The following is a 20,515-nucleotide window of genomic DNA, read 5'->3' as shown; positions in this document are numbered from 1 at the left end:
AGAACAGCGACTTCCAACCACGAGGGTGGCTTCCCCCGGCTCGCCGTGGGAAGAGGTCATCCGTAAACCGATCGGTCGTCGTCGGAGGAGTTGTCCTTCGACAGGTTGCGCGTCAGGTACAGCGACTCCAGGGCCAGTTCCACGGCGGAGGCGATGCGGCCGACGGGGTCCTTCGGGCCCGCGCCCAGCCGTGCCGCGACCTCGTGCAGGATCGGGAGCTCCGGCAACGCGGCCAGCAGGTCACCGGCGTGCACGCGGTCTCCCGTGGCGACGGGGTGGCCGTCGGAGACGACCTCGGCCAGCGCACGCAGGTTCAGCCCGGCCAGACGGGCCCGCGCGGTGTCGGCGATCGAGCGGCGCAGCAGGTGGACCAGGACCTCCTCCTCGCGGCCCTCCTCCCCCGCCTCGAACTCGAGCTTGCCGCGCAGCACGTCCGGCACCGACTCCAGGTCGACCGGACGGGCGATGGCCGGGGTCTCGCCGATCAGCGCGGACCGGCGCAGGGCCGACGCCGCGACGGTCTCCGCCGCCGCGACCGCGAACCGGGCCGAGACACCGGAGCGCTGGTCGATCGACGACGACTCGCGCAGGTGCCGGACGAACCGGGCGATGATCTCCAGCAGGTGGTCGCCCACCTCGGCGACCAGGTCGGCCTCCTGCCGGACCAGGTCGACCTCGGCCTCGATCTCCAGCGGGTAGTGCGTGCGCACCTCGGCGCCGAAGCGGTCCTTCAGCGGCGTGATGATGCGGCCGCGGTTCGTGTAGTCCTCGGGGTTCGCGGTCGCCACGAGCAGCACGTCCAGCGGCAGCCGCAGCGTGTAGCCGCGGACCTGGATGTCGCGCTCCTCCATGACGTTGAGCAACGACACCTGGATGCGTTCGGCCAGGTCGGGCAGCTCGTTGATGGCGATGATGCCGCGGTGGGCGCGCGGGAGCATGCCGTAGTGGATGGTCTCCGGGTCGCCGAGCGAACGTCCTTCGGCCACCTTCACCGGGTCGACGTCGCCGACCAGGTCACCGACGGACGTGTCGGGCGTCGCGAGTTTCTCCGCGTAGCGCTCGTCGCGGTGCCGCCACACCACCGGCAGGTCGTCGCCGAGCTCGGCGGCACGGCGCTTCGACTCCGGCGTGATCGGGTCGAGCGGGTGTTCGCCCAGCTCGGAGCCCTCGATGACGGGCGTCCACTCGTCGAGCAACGAGACCAGGCTGCGCAGCAGGCGGGTCTTGCCCTGCCCGCGCTCGCCGAGCAGGACGACGTCGTGGCCGGCGAGCAGCGCGCGTTCGAGCTGCGGGAGCACCGTGCGGTCGAAACCGACGATGCCGGGCCACGGGTTGCGTCCTTCGCGCAGGGCCGCGAGGAGGTTCTCCCTGATCTCGGTCTTGACGCCGCGCGGCAGGTGCCCGGCGGCGCGCAGTTCGCCCGCCGTGCGGGCCAGGTTCTGGGTCACGCAGACGACGCTACGCACCCGAACCTGACCCGTCGACGTGGAGCGACTCCAGCTACGGGAGCTGAGCGGCGTTCACCGCGTTGAGCAGAATCCGCGACATCTTCGGGTCGTGGGCGAGAGCACCGTTGAAACACAGGGAACTCGCGCTGAACACCCATCCACCGTCCGGCTTGGCAGCACGCACATCTCGGCACCGTGCGCCTGTTCTCCTTGAGCGAACTGGACGACACCGGGTGCCTCCGGACCGCGCCGGCCCTGGTGTCGACCTCCCAGCCGCTGGCCGCGAAGTTGTACCCGGTCTCGCCGAACCTGTCGCCGACCGCGAGCCCGGTGCCCTCCAGGAACGGGCGGTCGGCGGTGACGACGTACGGGTACATCTCCATGTAGGAGTAGCTGTCGTAGGCGACGCCGAGCACCTGCGACTCCGGCAGGCCCTGGTCACGCCACGTCCAGCGGTGGCCGCGCTCGTGGCGGTGCAGCACGAACCCACCGGCGGTGTCGTACTCGACGCGCTCGTACATGCCGTTGCCGCCCGTGTAGATCACACGGCCGAGCAACGCGCCGTGACGAAGGCCGTAGATGACGCCGTTCATGTCGGCGAAGACGTACGAGTACTGGCCGAAGCCGCGACGGATGATGTTGTCAGTGCCCGGTGCCCAGTAACCCTCGCCGTTGGCGGGATTCGTGAGCATTCACTTGTGCCACTGCCGATCCCACGGCCGTCGCCGCTGGCCCAGTTGCAGGTGCCGTTGTCGCGGCCCAAGTGCTTGAACCACTTGATGCGGCCGCCGGCGTAGAGCGTGTGGATGATCCCGTTGCCGCCGGGGCACGAGCTGCAGCAGTCGTTGTTCCGGATCGTCGGGGGCCACGGCGTGTGCGGCCGCCGTGCCCTTCAGGACGGTCCGGCGCGCGACGGCCCCCCTTTTCGTCATCCCCCAGATGCATGCGGGCATCGTGCAGCACAATGCGAGGCGTTATGAGCAACTGTGTCGACTTCAGATGGGCCCCGTCACCCGCGGACTGGCGGGCCAGCCTGCGCGCGATGGTGCCGATGTTCAGATGGGCGCCGTGGTTCGCGCTCGTGCTCGCGGTGTTCTCCCTCGTGCTGCTGCTGGGCTTCGAGGACACGCTGTTCGTGGCGCTCTTCGGCCTGGTGTGCGCGCTGGTCATCGGCTTCATGGAGCCGGTCGCGGTGTGGTGGCGCTTCACGTCCGACGAGATGATCAGCCGGACCGTGATCGGCAGCGCCGACGCCCGGTCGTTCCGGATGGCCGTGGGCAACGCGGTGCGCGAGGACATCGTCTGGGAGGAGCTGCCGGGCTGGACCGAGACGCGGCAGGGCTTCGTCCTGGAGACGCTGGACGAGGGCGCGGCGTCGCTGTCAGTGCCGCACCGGGCCTTCGCGTCCGATGAGGACCTGACGTCGTTCCGGTCGTTGCTCGAGGAGCACATCGGTCCGGCCAAGTAGCTGTCTCGGATCGGGCACACCGGGTGGGGCTCACGGGGCCCGGCAACGTAATCTCGTCGGGTGTCCTGTGCAAGTGCCACGCTGGTCGTGTGGACGTCGGGCTGGCTGCACGGTCTAGCCGCCGCCGACGACGTCCTCGACGCCCTGCACACGTGGGCCGAGCAGCACGAGGTGGTGGCCGACGACGACGGCACCGCCACGGCGCTCGACCTCCCCGGTCCCGACGAGGCCCCCGTGGGCCCCGCCCTCCTGCTGGCCGCCCTGCGGCGAGCGGGCGCCACCTCCGCCCGGCTGGTGCTACCGGTACCGGGCGATGTACGAGGCCTCGGCGGCAAGGGCACCCTCTCGACGTGCGCGCTGCGCTCCGGTGAGGCGCTCGTGGTCCCAGGTGTGCACATCGGGCTCGTGCCGAAGATCGTGGCCGACGGCGTGATGCGCTGGACGGTGTTCGACCTGCCGTCGTCCAACGGCCTGGAACACATCGCGATCGGTGAGGCCGAGCACGGCCTGGGCGCGGCACTGCGCGAGGCGACGGCGGCCCTGGCGACGCTGGACGTGGCCAAGCACCGCCCGAACGTCCGCAAGGAGATCGCCGACCTCGCGGCCGAGAACTCCACGCTGCCGTGGCCGGACGCGATGCCACCGCGAGCGCTCCGAGTGCTGCAACGGGCCGCCGAGGTGGCCGCGATCGTGTCCGTGGCCAGCGCTGACTCCCCCGGCGGCGCGCTGTCGGCGTCGGCCATCACCGCCCGCACCGAGGCACTGCGCCCGGTCTCCGAAGCCGTGCGCCGCGCACGGTGCGCGGCGGTCGACGAGGCCGTGCGCGTCCTGGCGGACAGCGGCGCGGGCAGGCACTGACGCCGGTCAGGTGCGGCCCCGCGCTCACCTGCGGGTAGACGACCTCGTCGTGATCGACGGGGCGGTCACTGGCCCGAACGAGTGGTTCTCCACCCGCGACCCCGCGTGAGCGGGCAACTCCCCCAGAACTGTCGGTGCCCCCGCATAGGGTGCCGATGGGGAGGAACGCGGAATGGAGGACGTCGACCAGCGCCGGTCGAGCACAGCGCCCAGGTACGCGGGCGCCCTGATGCTGACCGCGGTCGCCGGGCACCTGCTCTCCGAGACGGCCACCGGGGCGCTGGCGACCTGGCAGTCGTGGGTGCTCTACGGCATCGGCGCCACGCTCCTCGTGCTGTCCGCGTCCGCGATCGACCGGTTGAACCAGCTGGCCAAACGCATCCGGTTGCGCTGGGTGGTGTTCACGGCCGTGCTGGTGGTCGCGGCCGGGCTGATCGCGGTCGCCGCGCCACCGGTGATCGCGTACGGGCGGGTGCTGCTGCTCGGCTGTCCACAACCGACCGAGGTGCGGGTCCTGACGTCGCAGGACGCGGCGCCCGCGATCGGTGACGTGGCGCGGAAGTTCGAGCAGCACACGGCGGCGGAGAACCACGGGTGCCGCACGGCGCGGCTCTACGTGTTCTCGGCACCGGGCAACAGGGGTGCGCTCGCGCTGCGGGCCTCGTGGTCGTCGCAGGACCTGCGGGAGATCGGGCCACACCCGGACGTGTGGCTGCCGGACTCGACCGCGGAGACGAACGAGGTGGTGCGCCGCACCGGCGGCATCGGGTCGGCGGTGCGCATCACGCCGGGCGACTCGGTCGCGTTCTCGCCCGTCGTGCTCGCCGTGCCCGCGCAGATCGCGCAGGACGTCGTCTCCAGCTCCTCCGAGAACTGGGGCGACCTGCTGACCAAGGTCGGCAGGACCGGGATCGCGATCGGCAGGCCGAACCCGCTGACGGCGATCGACGGCAGGCTCGCCACGGCGGCGCTGTACGACACGCTCGAACCGGCCGTCGTCGAGCGCAGGGTCGCGGAGGCCGACCGGCCGCAGCCGGGCTCCGCGATGATCACGACCGAGCAGGTCCTGTTGCGGCACAACAAGACCGGCTGCGCGCAGAAGCCGTGCCTCACCGCGCTGTACCCGTCGGACACCTACCGCGCCGACTACCCGCTGAACCTCGTCGAGTGGGACGCGCAGGGCGTGTCGAACCTCGCCGCCCGGGGGCAGGCGAAGGCGTTCCAGGCGTGGCTCGGCACGCAGAAGGGCATGACGGCGCTCAACGCCGCCGGGTTGCGTCCCGCCCGGCAGGCCGCGGGGGCCGAGTTCCGCGAGGAGTTCGGGGTGCGGGCCGGTCTGGCGCTCGACCGGGCCGAGGCGACGCCCGGCGAGGAGGACCAGGCCGCGTTCCTGAAGAAGTACGAACAGGCCAAGAGGGACGGCCGGGTCTGGCTCACGCTCGACGCGTCCGGGTCGATGGTCGAGCCGACGGCCACCGGTGAGCAGCGGTTCGCCGTGGCGGTCGACGGTGTCCGCAAGGCGCTCACGCAGATGGGCGCCAGGGACACGTACGGCCTGTCGGTGTTCAGCGACAACGCGGTCCGGCCGCTCATCCCGCTCGGCCGGCGTGACAAGGAGGCCACGGCCGCCGCGCTGAACGCGGTGCGGCCCTCCGGTGGCACGCCTCTGCACCAGGCGATCCTCGACAGCCTCGACCGGGTCGGTACCGACGACGCGGACCACGTGAGCGCGGTCATCGCGTTGACCGACGGCGAGGACACGACGAGCGCGCAAACGAGGCAGGACGTGGTGGACGCGGTGCGGCAGAAGGGGATCCGGGTGTTCGTCATCGCCGTCGGCGAAGCCAGTTGTGCGGCGCACGCGCTGACCTCGATCACGGACGCGTCCGGCGGTGAGTGCCGCGACTCGACCACGGACACGCTCGGCGACGACCTGGCGGCGTTGTTCCGCCGGGTGTGGGGAGGTGCCGGATGAGGTGGTTGCGGCGCACGTGGGCGGCCCTGCCGAGGCTGGGCCCGCCCGGCGTGGTGTGGGCGAACCGGTCGTGGCTCGCGATGGGCGTGGCCGTCGGCATCGTGCTGACGATCCTGTTCACCAGCGGGATCCAGCCGCTCTTCCGCGAGTCGACGGAGTGGGAGAAGGGCAAGCTCGTCGTGCTCAGCGGCCGCGACCAGAGCGACGGCGGCCAGCGGCGCGCGTTGATCAACCAGTGGAACTCCGAGCACCCCGAACAGCCCGCGGAGATCGTCGAGCTGCCGACGGAGGCGGACGGCCAGCGCAGCGAGATGGTCGCGCTGGCGCGGGAGAAGGCGGAGAACGCGGACGTCTACAACCTCGACGTCACCTGGACCGCGGAGTTCGCCCAGTCCGGCTACCTGCGCCCGCTGTCCGCTGTGGACACCAGCGGATTCCTGCGCCGTCCGCTGGAGAGCTGCCGCTACCAGGGTGTCCTGTGGGCGTTGCCGTTCAACACGGACGCGGGTCTGCTCTTCTACCGCAAGGACCTCGTCCAGGACGAACCTCTCGGCCTCGACGACATCGCCGACACCTCCACCCGCGCGCTGCGGGCGGCGCAGGACGCCCGCCTCACCGCCGGCTACGCGGGCCAGTTGCTCGACTACGAGGGCCTCACCGTGAACGCCCTGGAACTGATCTGGGCGGAGAAAGGCGACGTGGTCGACGAGACCGGCAAGGTCGTGATCGACTCCGACCGCACCCGCCGTGCCCTGCGCTGGCTCGCCGACGGCCTCAAGGGCGAGAAGCCCGTGGTGCTGCCCGAGTCCCGCACCCAGAGCGAGGAGCTGACGACCCAGGCGTTCCGCGACGGCAAGATCGCCTTCATGCGGAACTGGCCCGTGGCCCACCGCATCCTGGAGGGCAACCGCGGCGAGTCCGCCGGCCGTCCCGGCATCGACTTCGAGGTGGCGCAGCTGCCCGGCCCGAGCGTCCTGGGCGGCCAGAACCTCGCCATCTCCGCGAAGTCCACCAAACCGCGCGCCGCCCAGGCGCTGATCGAGTTCCTCACCGGCCCCCGCAGCCAGCAGCTCCTCTTCGAACGAGGAGGCCTCGCCGCCACCCGCGGCATCGTCTACCAGGACAGCCGGGTCGCCAGCGAGCACCCCTACGCCCGCACACTCCTGAAGGCGATCGAGGACGCCCGATTACGACCGGTCACGCCGTACTACTCACGCTTCAGCGACGAGTTCCGCGCCATCGTCCGTTATGCCCTCGACCACGACGGCGCCCTGCCCGCCAACGCCGAGGAGTCGCTGACCGCGGCCCTGCAGGGCCGGTGATCAGGGCGTGCGCCTGCGCAGCGTCACCGCGCCCAGCACCAGCGCCAGCAGTCCGCACGCCGCCACGATCGCGAGATTCCGCACCAGTTCTCCCGTGATGTCGGACGACGTCGTCACGGCCGTGAGCGCGTCAACCGCGTACGAGAGCGGCATGACGTTCGACAGCCACTCCAGCACGGGCGTCATCGCCTCTCGGGGCGCGAACAGCCCGCACAACAACACCTGCGGCATCACGAACAACGGCATGAACTGCACGGCCTGGAACTCGGTGCGCGCGAAGGCGCTCGCGAACAGGCCCAGCGCCGTGCCCAGCAGCGCGTCCAGCCCTGCGATGACCACGAGCAGCCACACCGAGCCACCGATCTCCAGGCCGAGCCACGTCAGCGAGACGCTGACCGCGACCAGCACCTGGACGAGAGCCACGATCCCGAACGCCAGCGCGTAGCCGAACAACAGGTCCAGCTTGCCCATCGGCATCGTCATCAGTCGTTCGAGCGTGGCCGTGGTGCGCTCGCGCAGGGTCGTGATCGACGTGACGATGAACATGATCGCGAACGGGAAGACCGCCAGCAGGGCCGGTGCGGCGCGGCTGAAGGCCTGGTCGGAGTTGAAGACGAACCGCAGCAGGATCAGCAGCAGCGACGGCATGAGCACCATCAGCGCGACGGTGCGGCGGTCGTGGCGGAACTGGTTGAGGATGCGCGCGGTCGTGGCCAGCAGGATCGAGGTGCTCACGCCGCCTCCTTCGCCCGGACCAGCGAGAGAAATGCCTGTTCCAGGTCGCTGGTGCCGGTCTGCGACAGGAGCGCGGCCGGAGTGTCGTCGGCCAGCAGCGCGCCGTCGCGCATCAGCAGCAGCCGCTCACAGCGCGCGGCCTCGTCCATGACGTGACTGGAGACGAGCAGCGTGACGCCACGATCAGCGAGTTTCCGGAACAACGTCCACAGCTCGTCGCGCAGCAGCGGGTCGAGGCCGACGGTCGGCTCGTCCAGCACCAGCAACTCGGGCTTGCCGAGCAACGCGACCGCGAGGCTCGTCCGCGACAGCTCACCGCCTGACAACGACGACACGAGCTGAGACTCGTGCCCGCCGAGCCCGACCTCGTCGATCACGCGCGGCACGTCGGACCTGGGAGCTCCGAGCACGGCACAGAAGTAGCGGATGTTCTCCGCCACGCTGAGGTCGGCGTAGACAGCGGGGTTCTGGGTCGCGTACCCGATCCGGTCGCGCAGCCCGGGACTGCCGGCGGGTGCGCCGAGCACCGTCACGTCGCCGGACTCCACGATCTGCACGCCGACGACCGAGCGCATCAGCGTCGTCTTGCCGCAGCCGGACGGGCCGAGCAGCCCGGTGACACTGCCCCGCGGGATTGCGCAGCTCACGTCCCGCAGGACCAGACGCTTGCCCCGGCTCACCCGGAGCCCGGTGACCTCAACGGCCGCGGAACTGGTCATGAAACCAATTCTGCACCCGTTGAAAAATTACTGCTAGGTGCGGGCGGGCCTCTTGGCCGGTTCGCAGCACAACGGCGCACACGGCGCGCCGTTCACCGTGCACCCCGCCACCACGAACGACGACAGCTTCCGCACGGGTGCACCGGACGTGTGCTCCGCGATTAGCTCGGTCACGAGCTCGGCGAAGCGCGGATCCCCGTTCGGCGTGGCGGCGCGGGCGAACTCCATGCCGAGCTCCAGAGCGCGGTCCCGGGCCTCGGTGTCGAGGTCCCACACCACTTCGAGGTGGTCGGACACGAAACCGATCGGGCACACCACGACCCCGGTGACGCCCTTGGCGTGCAGGGCGTCGATGTGGTCGACGACGTCCGGCTCGAGCCACGGGATCTGAGGCGGGCCCGAACGCGACTGCCACACGACGTCGTACTCGGTGATGCCCAGCTCCGCGGCCACGAGACGGGAGGCCTCGACCACCTGGCGCGAGTAGCGGTAGCCGCCTTCCGCGGGCGGTCCGGCGGCCTTGTCGGCGGACACCGGCACCGAGTGCGCGGTGAACACCAGGCGGTACGGGCCGGACAGGGACGCGGCCGCGGCGCGCACCCCGTCGGCGAACGCGGAGATGAAGAGCGGGTGGTCGAAGAACTGGCGCAGCTTCACGAGTTCCGGGCCGTCCGGCACGGCCTGCAGCGCACGCACGATGTCCTCGTCGTACTGCCGGCACGCGGAGTAGCCGCCGTACGCGCTCGTCGGGAAGACCAGGGCGCGCTTCACGCCGTCGGCCTTCATCTGCGCGACGGCGTCCTCGGCCATCGGGTGCCAGTTGCGGTTGCCGAAGTAGATCGGCAGCTCGAAGCCGCGGGCCCGCACGGCGTCGATGGCTTCGAGGTTCAGGCGGTTGATCGGCGACACGCCGCCGAAGTGCTGGTAGTGGGCCTCGACCTCGTCCAGCCGCTCCGGCGGCACGCCACGTCCGCGAACCACGTTCTCCAGGAAGGGACGGACGTCCTCAGGACCTTCTGGGCCGCCGAACGACAGCCAGAGCAGCGCATCGAAACTCACCGCTCCATCCAATCAGACGCCCGAACGCCTCACATGACGAACGGATGTGACGTCAGAGACCGAGGAAGTGCACGCCGCCGTCGACGAACACCATCGAGCCCGTGGTGGCCGGGAACCAGTCGGAGAGCAGGCCGCAGACGGACTTCGCGACCGGCGTGGGGTCGTCGACGTCCCAGCTCAGCGGAGCCTTCTCGCCCCACATCTTCTCCAGCTCGCCGAAGCCCGGGATGGACTTCGCGGCCATGGTGCGCACCGGGCCGGCGGAGATCAGGTTCACGCGGATGCCGTCCGGGCCCAGGTCGCGCGCCATGTAGCGGTTGATCGACTCGAACGCCGCCTTCGCCGCGCCCATCCAGTTGTAGGCGGGCCACGCCTGACGGGCGTCGAAGTCGAGGCCGACGATCGACGAGCCGTGCGACAGCAACGGGCGCGTGGCCTGCACGAGCGCCTTGTACGAGTACGCGGAGACGTGCATCGCCACGGAGACGTCCTCCCACGGCGCGTCCATGAACGGGGCACCGAGGCAGCTCTGCGGGGCGAAGCCGATGGCGTGCACGACGCCGTCGAGACCGTCGACGTGTTCACGCACCCGGTCGGCGAGCGTGTCGAGGTGCTCCTGGTTCTGCACGTCGAGCTCGACGACGGGCGCGGGCTTGGGCAGGCGCTGGGCGATGCGCTGCACGAGGCTCATCCGGCCGAACCCGGTCAGCACGACCTCGGCGCCCTGCTCCTGGGCGACGCGTGCGACGTGGAAGGCGATCGACGCGTCGGTGATCACACCGGTGATCAGCAGTCGCTTGCCTTCGAGCAGTCCGGTCACTTGATCCAACCCTTTCGCAGTACGGGAAACCAGCCGTGGTTCGAGAAAGTCAGTGGCCCATGCCGAGGCCGCCGTCGACCGGCAGCACGGCACCGTTGATGTAGCCCGCCTCGTTCGCCGCGAGGAACGTGACGGCGCGCGCGATCTCGTCGGCCGCACCGTAGCGGCCGGCCGGGATCTGCTTGAGCGCTGCCTCGCGGACGGCCTCGGGCAGCTCCGCGGTCATGTCCGTGGTGATGAAGCCGGGCGCGATGACGTTCGCGGTGATGTTGCGCGAGCCGAGCTCCAGCGCGATCGAGCGCGCCATGCCGACCATGCCGGCCTTGGAGGCGGCGTAGTTCACCTGGCCGGGGCCACCGGTCAGGCCCACGACGGACGAGATGAAGACGATGCGGCCGAACTTCTTGCGCAGCATGCCGCGGGAGGCGCGCTGGGCGAAGCGGAACGCGCCGGTCAGGTTCGCGTCGACGACCGAGGTGAACTGCTCCTCGCTCATGCGCAGCAGCAGCGTGTCCTTCGTCATGCCCGCGTTGCAGACGAGCACCTCGACGGGACCGTGCGCGGCTTCGACCTCGGTGAACGCGGCGTCGATCTCCTCCGAGTTCGTCACGTCGCACTTCACGCCGAGCAGACCTTCGGGAGCGCCGGACCCGCGGTGCGTCACCGCGACCTTGTCGCCCTGCGCCGCGAACGCCTGCGCGATCGCGAGGCCGATGCCGCGGTTGCCTCCGGTGACCAGAACGGACCGACTCACTAGCTCTCCTGAGAATCGCTGCTGGTTGACCGGGTGAGGCTATCGGCTACCGGCAGGTAGTCCGGCATCGGCGGAGCCATGTCACATCCGTCCGGGCATGATCGGGTGATGCGGGCCTTTCTCGATCAGCTCCGGCGCCAGGTGGACGGTGACGTCCTGGACGACCCGGCGAGCCGGGCCCTGTACTCGGCGGACGCGTCGAACTACCGGCACGTGCCGCGGGTGGTCGTCCGCCCGCGCACGACGGACGCCGTGGTGACGGCCGTGGCGATCGCGGCCGAACAGGGCGTGCCGATCACCAGCAGGGGCGCGGGAACGTCCATCGCGGGCAACGCGTGCGGCACCGGCCTGGTGATCGACTTCAGCCGGTACCTGACCGCGTTCGAGATCTCCGGTGACCGGGCGCTGGTCCAGCCGGGCGCGGTGCTCGACAGGATCAACGCCCAAGCCGATGACTACCTGTTCGGCCCCGATCCGTCGACACACTCGCGCTGCACCATCGGCGGGATGATCGGCAACAACGCGTGCGGCGCGCACTCGGTGAAGTGGGGCAAGACCAGCGAGAACGTCACGAACCTGAGCGTCCTCACGGTCGATGGCCGCACGTTCGACACCACGAACCCGCCGGAACTGGCCCTGCCGGCCCACGACCCGGCGTGGTTTCCTCAGCTCAGCCGCCGCGTCAGCGGGTACGCGCTGGACGCCCCGACGCTGACGCAGCAACTGGTCGGCACCGAGGGCACCTGTGTCGTGCTGCTGGGCGCGGAGCTGAAGCTGGTGCGCAGGCCGGAACGCCGCGTCCTGGTCGTGCTCGGGTTCGCGGACACCTACGAAGCCGCCGACCAGGTCACCCAGATCGAGGACGCGCTCGCGATCGAGGGCCTGAACGAGGCACTGGTGCACAGCGTCCGGACCCGCCCCGACCTGCCGGACGGCCGCAGCTGGCTGTTCGTCGAGGTCGAGGACCACCCCGAGCGGGTCGCGAGGATCAGCAAGAACTCGATGATCATCCACGACCCGGTCCACCAGCGTGCGCTGTGGCGGATTCGCGAGGACGGCGCCGGGCTCGCCACCCGCATGGCCGACGGCAGCGAGGCGTGGTCGGGCTGGGAGGACGCGGCCGTCCCGCCGGAACGGCTCGGCACCTACCTGCGCGAGTTCGACCAGCTGCTGACCAGGTACGGACGGCGCGGCATCACCTACGGCCACTACGGCGAGGGGTGCCTGCACGTCCGCATCGACTTCGACCTGGCCCACGGGTACCGCGAGTTCCTGCAGGACGCCGCCGACCTGGTCGTCAGCCACGGCGGCAGCCTGTCGGGCGAGCACGGCGACGGCCAGGCGCGGTCCGAGCTGCTGGGCCGGATGTACCCGCCCGCGGCGATCAGGGCGTTCGGTGAGTTCAAGCGCGCGTTCGATCCGCGGAACCTGCTCAACCCCGGCCGGATCGTGGAGCCGCTGAAGCTCGACGAGGACCTGCGGGTCCTCGTCGCACCTCCGAAGATCCCGACCCGCGCGGAGTTCGCGAGCGACACGCGCCGGTGCGTCGGCGTCGGCAAGTGCCTGAACACCAAGGGCGGTGTGATGTGCCCGAGCTACCGCGCCACCTTGGAGGAGAAGCATTCCACGCGAGGTCGCGCGCACCTGCTGTTCGAGATGCTCAACGGCGACGTGATCAAGGGCGGCTGGCGGTCGCCGGAGGTCGCGGAGGCGCTCGACCTCTGCCTGGGGTGCAAGGGCTGCAAGCGCGACTGCCCGGTCGACGTCGACATGGCGAGCTACAAGGCCGAGTTCCTGCACGAGCACTACAAAGGCCGGATCAGGCCGCGGTCGCACTACGCCATGGGCTGGCTGCCGACCTGGCTGAAGTACGGTCTGGTCAACAGGTTCACGGCCCGTCTCGGCCGGTTCGCGGGCATCACGCCGGAACGCGAGCTGCCGCGCCGGACCACTCCCCTGGTCCGTCAGCTGCACCCTCTCGGCAAGGGTGATCCGGTGCTGCTGTTCCCGGACACGTTCACGAACTTCTTCGAGCCGGGCATCGGACTTGACGCCGCGAATGTGCTGGCACATCTGGGAAACCACGTCGAGGTGCCGTCCGCGAACGTCTGCTGTGGACTGACCTGGCACTCGACCGGCCAGCTCGCCAAGGCACGCCGGGTGGTCGAACGCACCGCGCGGGCGCTGCTCTCGTGGACGAGCCGGGGCGTTCCGGTGATCGGCCTGGAACCGAGCTGCACGGCGTTCCTCCGCGTGGAGGCGCCGAAGCTGTCCGACGACCCCGCCGTCCAAGCGCTTGCGCGGGCCACCCGGACGTTCGCCGAGCACGTCGCGCCGATGCTGCCCGCGGTGGAGGGCACCCGCGAGGCCGTCGTGCAGACGCACTGCCACCAGTACGCGGAACTCGGCTTCGACCCGGACCGCGAGGCCATGGCCAGGGCGGGTCTCAAGCCGACGGTCGTCGAGGGCTGCTGCGGGCTCGCGGGCAACTTCGGTTTCGAGAAGGGCCACTACGACGTGTCGATCGCGTGCGCCGAGCAGGACCTGCTGCCCGCGTTGCGGGACAACGAGGACGCGCTGGTGATCGCGGACGGCTTCAGCTGCCGCACGCAGATCCGCCACACGACCGAACGCGAGCCGGTCCACCTGGCGAGCGCGCTGGCGGCCCGCCTGGGCGTGGTTCACCGCTGACCGACGGGAAACGCCGGTCGCTAGTCGCGGTCCAGCACCGAGTCCTTCGAGGTCTCGCGCATGAACCCGTAGACCAGCAACGAGATCAGCACGCACCCGGCGACGTAGTAGAAGAACACCGACTCCATGCCGGCCTGCTTGAACCACAGCGCCACGTACTCGGCCGTGCCGCCGAAGATCGCCACGGTCAGCGCGTACGGCAGGCCCACGCCGAGCGCGCGGATGTTCGTCGGGAACAGCTCGGCCTTCACGATCGCGTTGATCGACGTGTAGCCGGTGACGATCACCAGGCCGCCGAGCATCAGCAGGAACGCCGGGAACGCCTCGGAGGTCTTCGCGAGCGTCGACAGCAACGGCACGGTGGCCAGCGTGCCCAGCACCCCGAACCCGAGCAGCAGCGGACGGCGCCCGATCCGGTCCGACAACGCGCCCGCGACCGGCTGCAGCACCACGAACACCAGCAGCGCGGCGAAGTTGATCCAGCTGACCGTCGCGGCGTCGATCTTGCTCGTGTTCACCATGAACTTCTGCAGGTAGGTCGTGAACGTGTAGAACGCGACCGTGCCGCCCAGCGTCAGACCCACGACGAGCAGGCATTCCTTGGGGTGCTTGAGCAACGCCCTGAAGGTGCCCTTCTCGTCGGCGCTCTCCTTCTGCTTCTCGAAGTTCGCCGACTCGTCCATGCCGCGCCGCAGCCACATCACGACGACCGCCCCGGTCGCGCCGATGACGAACGCGATCCGCCAGCCCCACTCCATCATCTCGGTCTTCGAGAGGAACTGCTGCAACACGATCTGCACGCCCAGCGCCACCAGCTGGCCGGCCGTCAGAGTCACGTACTGGAAGCTGGAGTAGAAGCCGCGCCGTGCGGGAGAGGCCACTTCGGACAGATAGGTCGCCGAGGTCGCGTACTCACCGCCGACCGACAGGCCCTGCAGCAACCGGGCGAGCACCAGCAACACCGGCGCGGCGACACCGATCGACGCGTACGACGGCGTCAGCGCGATGATCAGCGAGCCCGCGGCCATCAGCGTGACCGACAACGTCAGCGCCGCACGGCGTCCGTGCCGGTCGGCGTACCGGCCGAGCAACCAGCCGCCCAGCGGCCGCATGAGGAAGCCGACGGCGAACACGGCGGCGGTGTTGAGCAGCTGCGCGGTCTGGTCGCCCTTCGGGAAGAACGCGGCGGCGAAGTAGATGCTGAACGCGGTGTAGGCGTACCAGTCGTACCACTCGATCAAGTTGCCGACCGACCCGCGCAGCACGTTCGCCACCACCCGGCGCTCGCTGCTCTTCTCCTGAACGACTGTCATGCCGGACACCATTCCGACGGCGCCGCACCCCTCACAACCTGGGCTGAGGCTTCTTTACAGTCACTTAAGCGCGTCGGCACACCACAGAAACGACCTCATGGGGCGATACTGCTCCCATGCGGGTGCTGTTGGTCGAAGACGACGACGGTGTCGCCGACGCCCTGGTGGAAGCGCTGCGGGCGAACGGCCACCGGCCTGCCCGCGTGCGCAGGGGTGCCGACGCGCTGATCGCCCACCGCGACGCGGACGTCGTGCTGCTCGACCTCGGACTGCCCGACCAGGACGGCCTGGAGGTGTTGCGCAAGCTCCGCAAGATCGACCCGGTGCCGGTGCTCGTGCTGACGGCGCGCGGTGACGAACGCACGGTGGTGCGCGGGCTGCGGCTGGGCGCGGACGACTACCTGGTGAAGCCGGTGCGGCTGGCCGAGTTGCTGGCGCGCATCGACGCGGTGGCGCGGCGCAGCGCGGCCCGGTCGCAGGAACCGGACGAGCTCGTGCGGGTGTCCGATGTGGAGATCGACCTGCAGAGCCGTCAGGTCGTGGTCGGCGGGCGCGAGATCTCGTTGACCACCAAGGAGTTCGACGTGCTCGCGGTGCTGGCGCGCCGGCCCGGCACGGCGGTGAGCCGCCAGCAGCTGATGGACGAGGTGTGGGGCAACGCGTTCGTGGCGGTCTCACGCACGCTCGACGTCCACCTCACGCAGTTGCGCGCCAAGCTCGACCGGCCGGGTCTGCTGCACACGATCCGCGGTTTCGGCTACCGGCTCGGTGAATAGATGCGGCAACGGCTTCTGTTGGTGCTGCTGCTGTTCTCGCTCTCGGCTGTCACCGCGTTCGCCTTCCCGTTGCTGATGAGCACGGCCTCGGAGCGCACCCAGCAGTTCGTGATCAGCCGCACCGCCGATCTGGACCGCTTCGCCACGCTGCCGGTCGACGTCGTGGTCTCCGAGGCGGAGCGCTACGCCGAGGTGTACGGCGAGGAGATCGTGGTCGTCGACGCGTCCGGCACGCCCGTCGTCGAGTCGGGCATGACGGTCGAGGACGTGTCGCCGCAGATCGACGCGGCGCTGCGCAACCAGCCCGCCGCGCCCGTGCCGACCGTGCTGCCGTGGAGCGGCGGCGACGTGCTGTTCGCCCGGCCCGTCGGCATCGGCACGAAGGTCGCGGGCGCCGTGGTGCTGCGGGCCTCGACGCGCGTAGCCGCTTTGGACGTGGCACGGCGGTGGGCACTGGTGCTGGCCGGGGCGTTGCTGGCGGCGTGCGCGTGCGTGCTGCTGGCGCTCGTCGTGTCCCGCTGGCTGCTGCGGCCGCTCAAGGAACTGGACCGGGGCGTCCGGGCGGTCGCGGAAGGGCAACGGCGCACCCACGTCGCCGACACCGCCGGTCCGGCCGAGCTGCGGGCGTTGTCGGAGTCGTTCAACCGCATGTCCGACGCCGTCGCCGAGGCCGCCGACCAGCAACGACGTTTGATCGCCGACGCCTCGCACCAGCTGCGCAACCCCATGGCCGCGCTGCGGTTGCGCGTCGACATGCTGCCGTCCAACGGCTCGCTGCTGACCGAGGTCGAACGCCTGGAGTCGTTGCTGGACGGGCTCCTGGCGCTGGCCTCCGCCGAGAGCACCGCCACCGAACGCGCCGCGGGCGGCGTCGAACCCGAACTCGCCGACCTGCAGGTCGTGGCGCACGACCGCGTCGACGCCTGGCGCGCGGCGGCCCAGGCGGACGGCGTCACGATCACCGTCGACGACCGCACGCCCGGGCTCGTGCGGTGCGCGGTGTCGGACCTCGCGCAGGTGCTGGACGTGTTGCTGGACAACGCCATCAAGTACGGCGGCACCGAGGTCACCGTGATCTGCGACCGCGCCACACTGACCGTGCGGGACAACGGCCCGGGCCTGTCCAAAAAGGACATCGGGCGCGCCACCGAACGGTTCTGGCGCGGCGACGACTCCCGCCGCGGCACGGGACTGGGCCTGGCCATCGCGGAACGCATCGTCACCGCGCACGACGGAAAGCTGCGGCTGCGCACGGACGGCGGACTCGTCGTGACGGTGGAACTGCCGAAGGAGCCGTTGCTGTGAGGCGCCGGACGTTCCTGCTCGGGGCACTCGCTCTCACCGCGTGCGGAACGAGCGAACCCGCCGGCACGATCAGGATCGCGGGAGGCGAGCCCGGCGGTTTCTACAACGACTTCGCCGCGCTGATCTCCCGCCTGGCGCCCAGCCCGCTGACCATCACCCCGGTCGAGACCGGCGGCAGCGCCGACAACCTGAAACACCTCCGCGAGGGCGGCGCCGACATCGGCCTCTCCCTGAGCGACAGCGCCCACATGGAACCCGGCCTCGTCGCCCTGGGCCGCGTCTACGAGAACTACCTGCAGCTCGTGGTCCTGCAGTCCTCGCCGTACACGACAGCGGCCGACCTCATCGGCAAGCCGGTGTCGCTGGGCGCGGACGGCTCCGGCGCCGCGCTGCAGGGCTCCAGGCTCGCGCTGGGCGTGCAGGAGGAGCACTACCCGTTGCGCAACGCAGTCGACGCCCTGAAGGCGGGCGAGATCGCCGCCCTGCTGTGGTCCGGCGGCGTCCCGACCCCGGAACTCGACAGGGCCAGCGGCATCAGGCTGCTGCCGCTCGACGGCTTCCTGCCGAGACTGCGCGAGGACTACGGCAAGGTCTACGAACGCGTGGACGTCCGCATGGGCGTCTACGGCTCCCCCGTCGACGTCCCCACGATCGGCACGCCGAACCTGCTGGTGTGCCGCCCCGACCTGAGCACCGAGTTCGCGGGCGCCGTCGTGCGGCTGCTCGTGGGCAGGGCGGCGGAACTCGTGCCGGAGCAGGCACTCGGCACCCAGTACCTCGACGTGCGCAGCCTCATCGACACGGGCAAGGTGCCCCTGCACCCAGGCGCGGCAGCGGAGTACCGGAGGCTCCACGGATGATCATCACGATGGCGTCGGTCTCGCTGGACGGGTTCATGGAGGGCCCCGGCCACGACATCAGCTGGCACGTCGTCGACGACGAGATGCACGAGCACTTCAACACCGAGCTCGCGCGGATGGACAGGTTCATCGACGGCCGCCGCAACCACGAGACCATGCTCGAAGCGTGGCCGCACACCGACGACCACCCGGAGTGGCCGCAGCCGATGCACGACTTCGGCCGGATCTGGCGGGAGATGCCCAAGATCGTCTACTCGCGGACGCTGGAGACCACCGGCTGGAACACCACGGTGAAGCGCGAGGTCGTGCCCGACGAGATCAGGGCGCTGCCCGGCGACAGCATGGTCGGCGGCGCGCAGCTGGTGGGGTCGTTCTTCGAGCACGACCTGATCGACGAGGTCCGGCTCTACCTCAACCCGGTCGCGATCGGAGAGGGCACACCGTTCTTCAAGAAGCCGATCGCCCTGGCGCTCAAGAGCACCAGGGCGTTCGGAACAGGTGTGGTCGAGCTGATCTACGGCAGGCGCTGACCCAGCAGCAAGGCCGCCGCGGCGGCGAACATCGCCGTCATCGTGCCGAGCAACAGCCACGGCTTCGACGCGTCCGCCTGCTTCTTCTCGTAACCGATCTGCTCGCCGAGCGTGTCGTAGACGCGCCGCAGCTCCTCGGCGGAGGCGGCCTTGAAGAACTCGCCGCCGGAGATCTTCGCGATCTCCTTCATCGAGTCGTCGTCGACGGGCACGGACTGCTGCCGGCCCTCGATGTCGACCACACCGTCCTCGGTGCCGAACGAGATCGTGGAGATCGGGGTGCCGGCCTTCTTCGCGTCCTCGGCCGCGTCGAAGGCCTTGCGGGTGCCGACGGTCTCCTTGCCGTCCGTCATCAGCACGATGCGGGCGGGCGGAGGGCCCTCGGCGCCGCCGACGACCTTGCCGAACGAGTCGATCGACGCCATCGCGGCGACCAGCGCGTCACCGGTCGCGGTCGACTGGGCGAGCTTGAGCCCGTCGATCGACTGCGTGACGGCGGCGCGGTCGGTGGTCGGCGCGACCAGCACGGTGGCCGAGCCGGCGAACGAGATCAGGCCGAGGTTGATGCCCGGCGTGAGGCCCTCGGCGAACGACTTGGCGGCCACCTGCGCGGCCTCCAGCCTCGACGGCTTCACGTCGGTGGCCTTCATCGACAGCGACACGTCGACCACGAGCATCACGGTCGCCCGGTTGCGCGGGACCCGTTGCTCGGACGTCGGGCCGGCCAGCGCGACCGTCAGCAACGCCAGTGCGGCCAGCAGGAACGCCGCCGGGACGTGGCGCGACCAGCGTTCCCGCTTGGGCGCGACCTTCTCCAGCAGTTCCAGGTTCGTGAACCGCAGCACCCGCTTGCGGCGGACCCGTTGCGCCACCACGTATCCGGCGGTGAGCAGTGCCACGCCGAGCAGCAGCAGGAACCACCACGGGGCGACGAAGTTCGAGAAGCTCATGCGACACCCCCAGACCAGCGGCGCTTGCGCGCCACCACGAAACGAACCGTGTCCGCGATCCAGTCCGAGTCGGTCCGCAGCACCAGGTGCCCGGCGCCCGCGCGCCGCAGGCCCGCCGCCACCTCGCCCCGGTGTTCCGCGGCCGCGGCGTTGAACTCCTTGCGCAGCAACGCGGACGCGGTCACCTCGCGCTGCCGCCCGCTCTCCGGGTCGGACAGCACGACGGTGCCGACCTCGGGCAGGTCGACGTCACGCGGGTCGACGACCTCGATGGCCACGATGTCGTGACGCGCGGACAGGGCGCGCAACGGCCGTTGCCACTCCATCTCGCCGAGGAAGTCGGAGATCACCACGATCAGGCCGCGCCGGCGCGGCGGACGGCGCAGTTGTTCGAGCAACGCGGCCAGGTCTCCGCGGGTGCCCTCGGGCGCCCGGTCGATCTCGGCGATCTTGCGGATCATGCCGCGCGCGTGGGCCAGGCCGCCGCGCGCCGGGATGCGGACGCTCTCCGCGCCCGTCGAGACCGCGGCGCCGATCCGGTTGCCGCCGCCCCGCGTCAGGTGCGCGACCGCGGCCGTCGCGGCGATGGCGAGATCGCGCTTCTCGCACGCGGCTGTGCCGAAGTCGAGCGACGGCGACAGGTCGATCGCCAGCCACGTCTCCAGCTCGCGGTCGGCGACCGTCTCGCGGATGTGCGGGATCGTCGTGCGGGCCGTGACCGCCCAGTCCATCCGGCGCACGTCGTCGCCGGGCTGGTAGGTGCGGGCCTCGCCCGGTTCGGAGCCCGGCCCCGGCACGAGGCCGAGGTGGTTGCCCTGCAGCAGGCCGTCGAGACGGCGCCGGACCTCGAGCTCCAGCATGCGCAGCGCGGCTTCCATCTTGACGCCGCGCAGGACGGGCGGCGCCCAGGACGGGCGCTCCTCCTCGGCCTT

The 20,515-nt window shown here is 70.5% G+C and carries 19 protein-coding genes; 9 read left to right on the top strand and 10 right to left on the bottom strand.

All coding sequences use genetic code 11. The features are described 5' to 3' along the window. Positions 1-56 precede the first annotated feature (56 nt). The gene (locus SK571_RS06495; RefSeq protein WP_319983103.1) at positions 57-1,448 is read right to left on the bottom strand and encodes a sigma 54-interacting transcriptional regulator; all 1,392 of its coding nucleotides are present in this window, start codon (positions 1,446-1,448) and stop codon (positions 57-59) included. Beyond that, on the bottom strand, positions 1,445-2,140 hold the full coding sequence (locus SK571_RS06490; RefSeq protein ID WP_319983102.1) for a N,N-dimethylformamidase beta subunit family domain-containing protein: 696 nt from the start codon (positions 2,138-2,140) through the stop codon (positions 1,445-1,447). Before SK571_RS06490 ends, SK571_RS06495 begins: the two co-directional genes overlap by 4 nt. 350 nt (positions 2,141-2,490) lie before the next feature. On the opposite strand from SK571_RS06490, the gene SK571_RS06485 reads away from it, so the two are divergent. From SK571_RS06485 to SK571_RS06470, 4 genes are all read left to right on the top strand, one after another. After that, entirely contained in the window at positions 2,491-2,916 is a 426-nt protein-coding gene (locus SK571_RS06485; RefSeq protein ID WP_319983101.1) for a YcxB family protein, read from the top strand. 60 nt (positions 2,917-2,976) lie between these two features. Next, entirely contained in the window at positions 2,977-3,774 is a 798-nt protein-coding gene (locus tag SK571_RS06480; protein WP_319983100.1) for a hypothetical protein, read from the top strand. A gap of 172 nt (positions 3,775-3,946) precedes the next feature. Beyond that, a complete protein-coding gene (locus SK571_RS06475) occupies positions 3,947-5,749 on the top strand; it encodes a vWA domain-containing protein (RefSeq protein WP_319983099.1) in 1,803 nt (600 codons plus the stop codon). Further along, positions 5,746-7,071 carry an extracellular solute-binding protein gene (locus tag SK571_RS06470; protein WP_319983098.1) on the top strand — a complete coding sequence of 442 codons (1,326 nt, stop codon included), beginning with the start codon at positions 5,746-5,748 and terminating at the stop codon, positions 7,069-7,071. The genes SK571_RS06475 and SK571_RS06470 overlap by 4 nt, the downstream gene beginning before the upstream one ends. Here the strand turns inward: SK571_RS06470 and SK571_RS06465 are convergent, their stop codons facing one another. Genes SK571_RS06465 through SK571_RS06445 form a run of 5 tightly spaced genes read right to left on the bottom strand, consistent with a single transcriptional unit; the run spans position 7,072 to position 11,158 of the window. Further along, entirely contained in the window at positions 7,072-7,806 is a 735-nt protein-coding gene (locus tag SK571_RS06465; protein ID WP_319983097.1) for an ABC transporter permease, read from the bottom strand. Beyond that, complete coding sequence (locus tag SK571_RS06460) at positions 7,803-8,525, bottom strand: ABC transporter ATP-binding protein (protein WP_319983096.1); 723 nt, start codon at positions 8,523-8,525, stop codon at positions 7,803-7,805. Before SK571_RS06460 ends, SK571_RS06465 begins: the two co-directional genes overlap by 4 nt. Before the next feature lie 33 nt (positions 8,526-8,558). Further along, positions 8,559-9,584: a ferrochelatase gene (locus tag SK571_RS06455; protein ID WP_319983095.1), complete on the bottom strand. Its 1,026-nt coding sequence runs from the start codon at positions 9,582-9,584 to the stop codon at positions 8,559-8,561. A 52-nt stretch (positions 9,585-9,636) separates the two neighbouring features. Further along, positions 9,637-10,404: an enoyl-ACP reductase FabI gene (fabI, locus tag SK571_RS06450; protein WP_319983094.1), complete on the bottom strand. Its 768-nt coding sequence runs from the start codon at positions 10,402-10,404 to the stop codon at positions 9,637-9,639. A gap of 49 nt (positions 10,405-10,453) precedes the next feature. Next, positions 10,454-11,158: a beta-ketoacyl-ACP reductase gene (locus tag SK571_RS06445; protein WP_319983093.1), complete on the bottom strand. Its 705-nt coding sequence runs from the start codon at positions 11,156-11,158 to the stop codon at positions 10,454-10,456. 108 nt (positions 11,159-11,266) lie between these two features. Between SK571_RS06445 and SK571_RS06440 the strand changes: the two genes are divergently transcribed. Continuing rightward, a complete protein-coding gene (locus SK571_RS06440) occupies positions 11,267-13,849 on the top strand; it encodes an FAD-binding and (Fe-S)-binding domain-containing protein (protein ID WP_319983092.1) in 2,583 nt (860 codons plus the stop codon). A gap of 20 nt (positions 13,850-13,869) precedes the next feature. On the opposite strand, the gene SK571_RS06435 is transcribed toward SK571_RS06440, so the two are convergent. Next, positions 13,870-15,162: an MFS transporter gene (locus SK571_RS06435; protein ID WP_319983091.1), complete on the bottom strand. Its 1,293-nt coding sequence runs from the start codon at positions 15,160-15,162 to the stop codon at positions 13,870-13,872. Positions 15,163-15,278: 116 nt separating this feature from the next. Here SK571_RS06435 and SK571_RS06430 point away from each other — a divergent pair, with 116 nt between their 5' ends. Genes SK571_RS06430 through SK571_RS06415 form a run of 4 tightly spaced genes read left to right on the top strand, consistent with a single transcriptional unit; the run spans position 15,279 to position 18,633 of the window. Beyond that, complete coding sequence (locus tag SK571_RS06430; RefSeq protein WP_319983090.1) at positions 15,279-15,938, top strand: response regulator transcription factor; 660 nt, start codon at positions 15,279-15,281, stop codon at positions 15,936-15,938. Next, complete coding sequence (locus SK571_RS06425; protein ID WP_319983089.1) at positions 15,939-17,243, top strand: sensor histidine kinase; 1,305 nt, start codon at positions 15,939-15,941, stop codon at positions 17,241-17,243. Further along, positions 17,240-18,103, top strand: a complete 864-nt coding sequence (locus SK571_RS06420; protein ID WP_319983088.1) for a TAXI family TRAP transporter solute-binding subunit — start codon at positions 17,240-17,242, stop codon at positions 18,101-18,103. Before SK571_RS06425 ends, SK571_RS06420 begins: the two co-directional genes overlap by 4 nt. Beyond that, positions 18,100-18,633, top strand: coding sequence for a dihydrofolate reductase family protein (locus SK571_RS06415; RefSeq protein WP_319983087.1), 534 nt, complete (start codon positions 18,100-18,102; stop codon positions 18,631-18,633). The genes SK571_RS06420 and SK571_RS06415 overlap by 4 nt, the downstream gene beginning before the upstream one ends. Here the strand turns inward: SK571_RS06415 and SK571_RS06410 are convergent. Both SK571_RS06410 and SK571_RS06405 read right to left on the bottom strand, forming a co-directional pair. Then, positions 18,618-19,583, bottom strand: coding sequence for a VWA domain-containing protein (locus tag SK571_RS06410; protein ID WP_319983086.1), 966 nt, complete (start codon positions 19,581-19,583; stop codon positions 18,618-18,620). The two genes, SK571_RS06415 and SK571_RS06410, sit on opposite strands and share 16 nt — an antisense overlap. Next, on the bottom strand, positions 19,580-20,461 hold the full coding sequence (locus SK571_RS06405; RefSeq protein WP_258950551.1) for a DUF58 domain-containing protein: 882 nt from the start codon (positions 20,459-20,461) through the stop codon (positions 19,580-19,582). The genes SK571_RS06410 and SK571_RS06405 overlap by 4 nt, the downstream gene beginning before the upstream one ends. Positions 20,462-20,515: the final 54 nt, after the last annotated feature.

It is taken from the genome of Lentzea kristufekii (assembly GCF_033949925.1).
In the GTDB taxonomy this organism is placed as follows: Bacteria; Actinomycetota; Actinomycetes; order Mycobacteriales; family Pseudonocardiaceae; genus Lentzea; species Lentzea kristufekii.
This window is presented reverse-complemented; position numbering and strand designations above follow the sequence as displayed.

Excerpts from the sequence above, each read along its gene's own strand:
- SK571_RS06490 (WP_319983102.1), bottom strand. The coding sequence starts at position 2,140 with ATGCTCACGAATCCCGCCAACGGCGAGGGTTACTGGGCACCGGGCACT.
- SK571_RS06485 (WP_319983101.1), top strand. The coding sequence starts at position 2,491 with ATGGTGCCGATGTTCAGATGGGCGCCGTGGTTCGCGCTCGTGCTCGCG.
- SK571_RS06475 (WP_319983099.1), top strand. The coding sequence starts at position 3,947 with ATGGAGGACGTCGACCAGCGCCGGTCGAGCACAGCGCCCAGGTACGCG.
- SK571_RS06470 (WP_319983098.1), top strand. The coding sequence starts at position 5,746 with ATGAGGTGGTTGCGGCGCACGTGGGCGGCCCTGCCGAGGCTGGGCCCG.
- SK571_RS06460 (WP_319983096.1), bottom strand. The coding sequence starts at position 8,525 with ATGACCAGTTCCGCGGCCGTTGAGGTCACCGGGCTCCGGGTGAGCCGG.
- SK571_RS06440 (WP_319983092.1), top strand. The coding sequence starts at position 11,267 with ATGCGGGCCTTTCTCGATCAGCTCCGGCGCCAGGTGGACGGTGACGTC.
- SK571_RS06435 (WP_319983091.1), bottom strand. The coding sequence starts at position 15,162 with ATGACAGTCGTTCAGGAGAAGAGCAGCGAGCGCCGGGTGGTGGCGAAC.
- SK571_RS06430 (WP_319983090.1), top strand. The coding sequence starts at position 15,279 with ATGCGGGTGCTGTTGGTCGAAGACGACGACGGTGTCGCCGACGCCCTG.
- SK571_RS06425 (WP_319983089.1), top strand. The coding sequence starts at position 15,939 with ATGCGGCAACGGCTTCTGTTGGTGCTGCTGCTGTTCTCGCTCTCGGCT.
- SK571_RS06415 (WP_319983087.1), top strand. The coding sequence starts at position 18,100 with ATGATCATCACGATGGCGTCGGTCTCGCTGGACGGGTTCATGGAGGGC.
- SK571_RS06410 (WP_319983086.1), bottom strand. The coding sequence starts at position 19,583 with ATGAGCTTCTCGAACTTCGTCGCCCCGTGGTGGTTCCTGCTGCTGCTC.
- SK571_RS06405 (WP_258950551.1), bottom strand. The coding sequence starts at position 20,461 with ATGGAAGCCGCGCTGCGCATGCTGGAGCTCGAGGTCCGGCGCCGTCTC.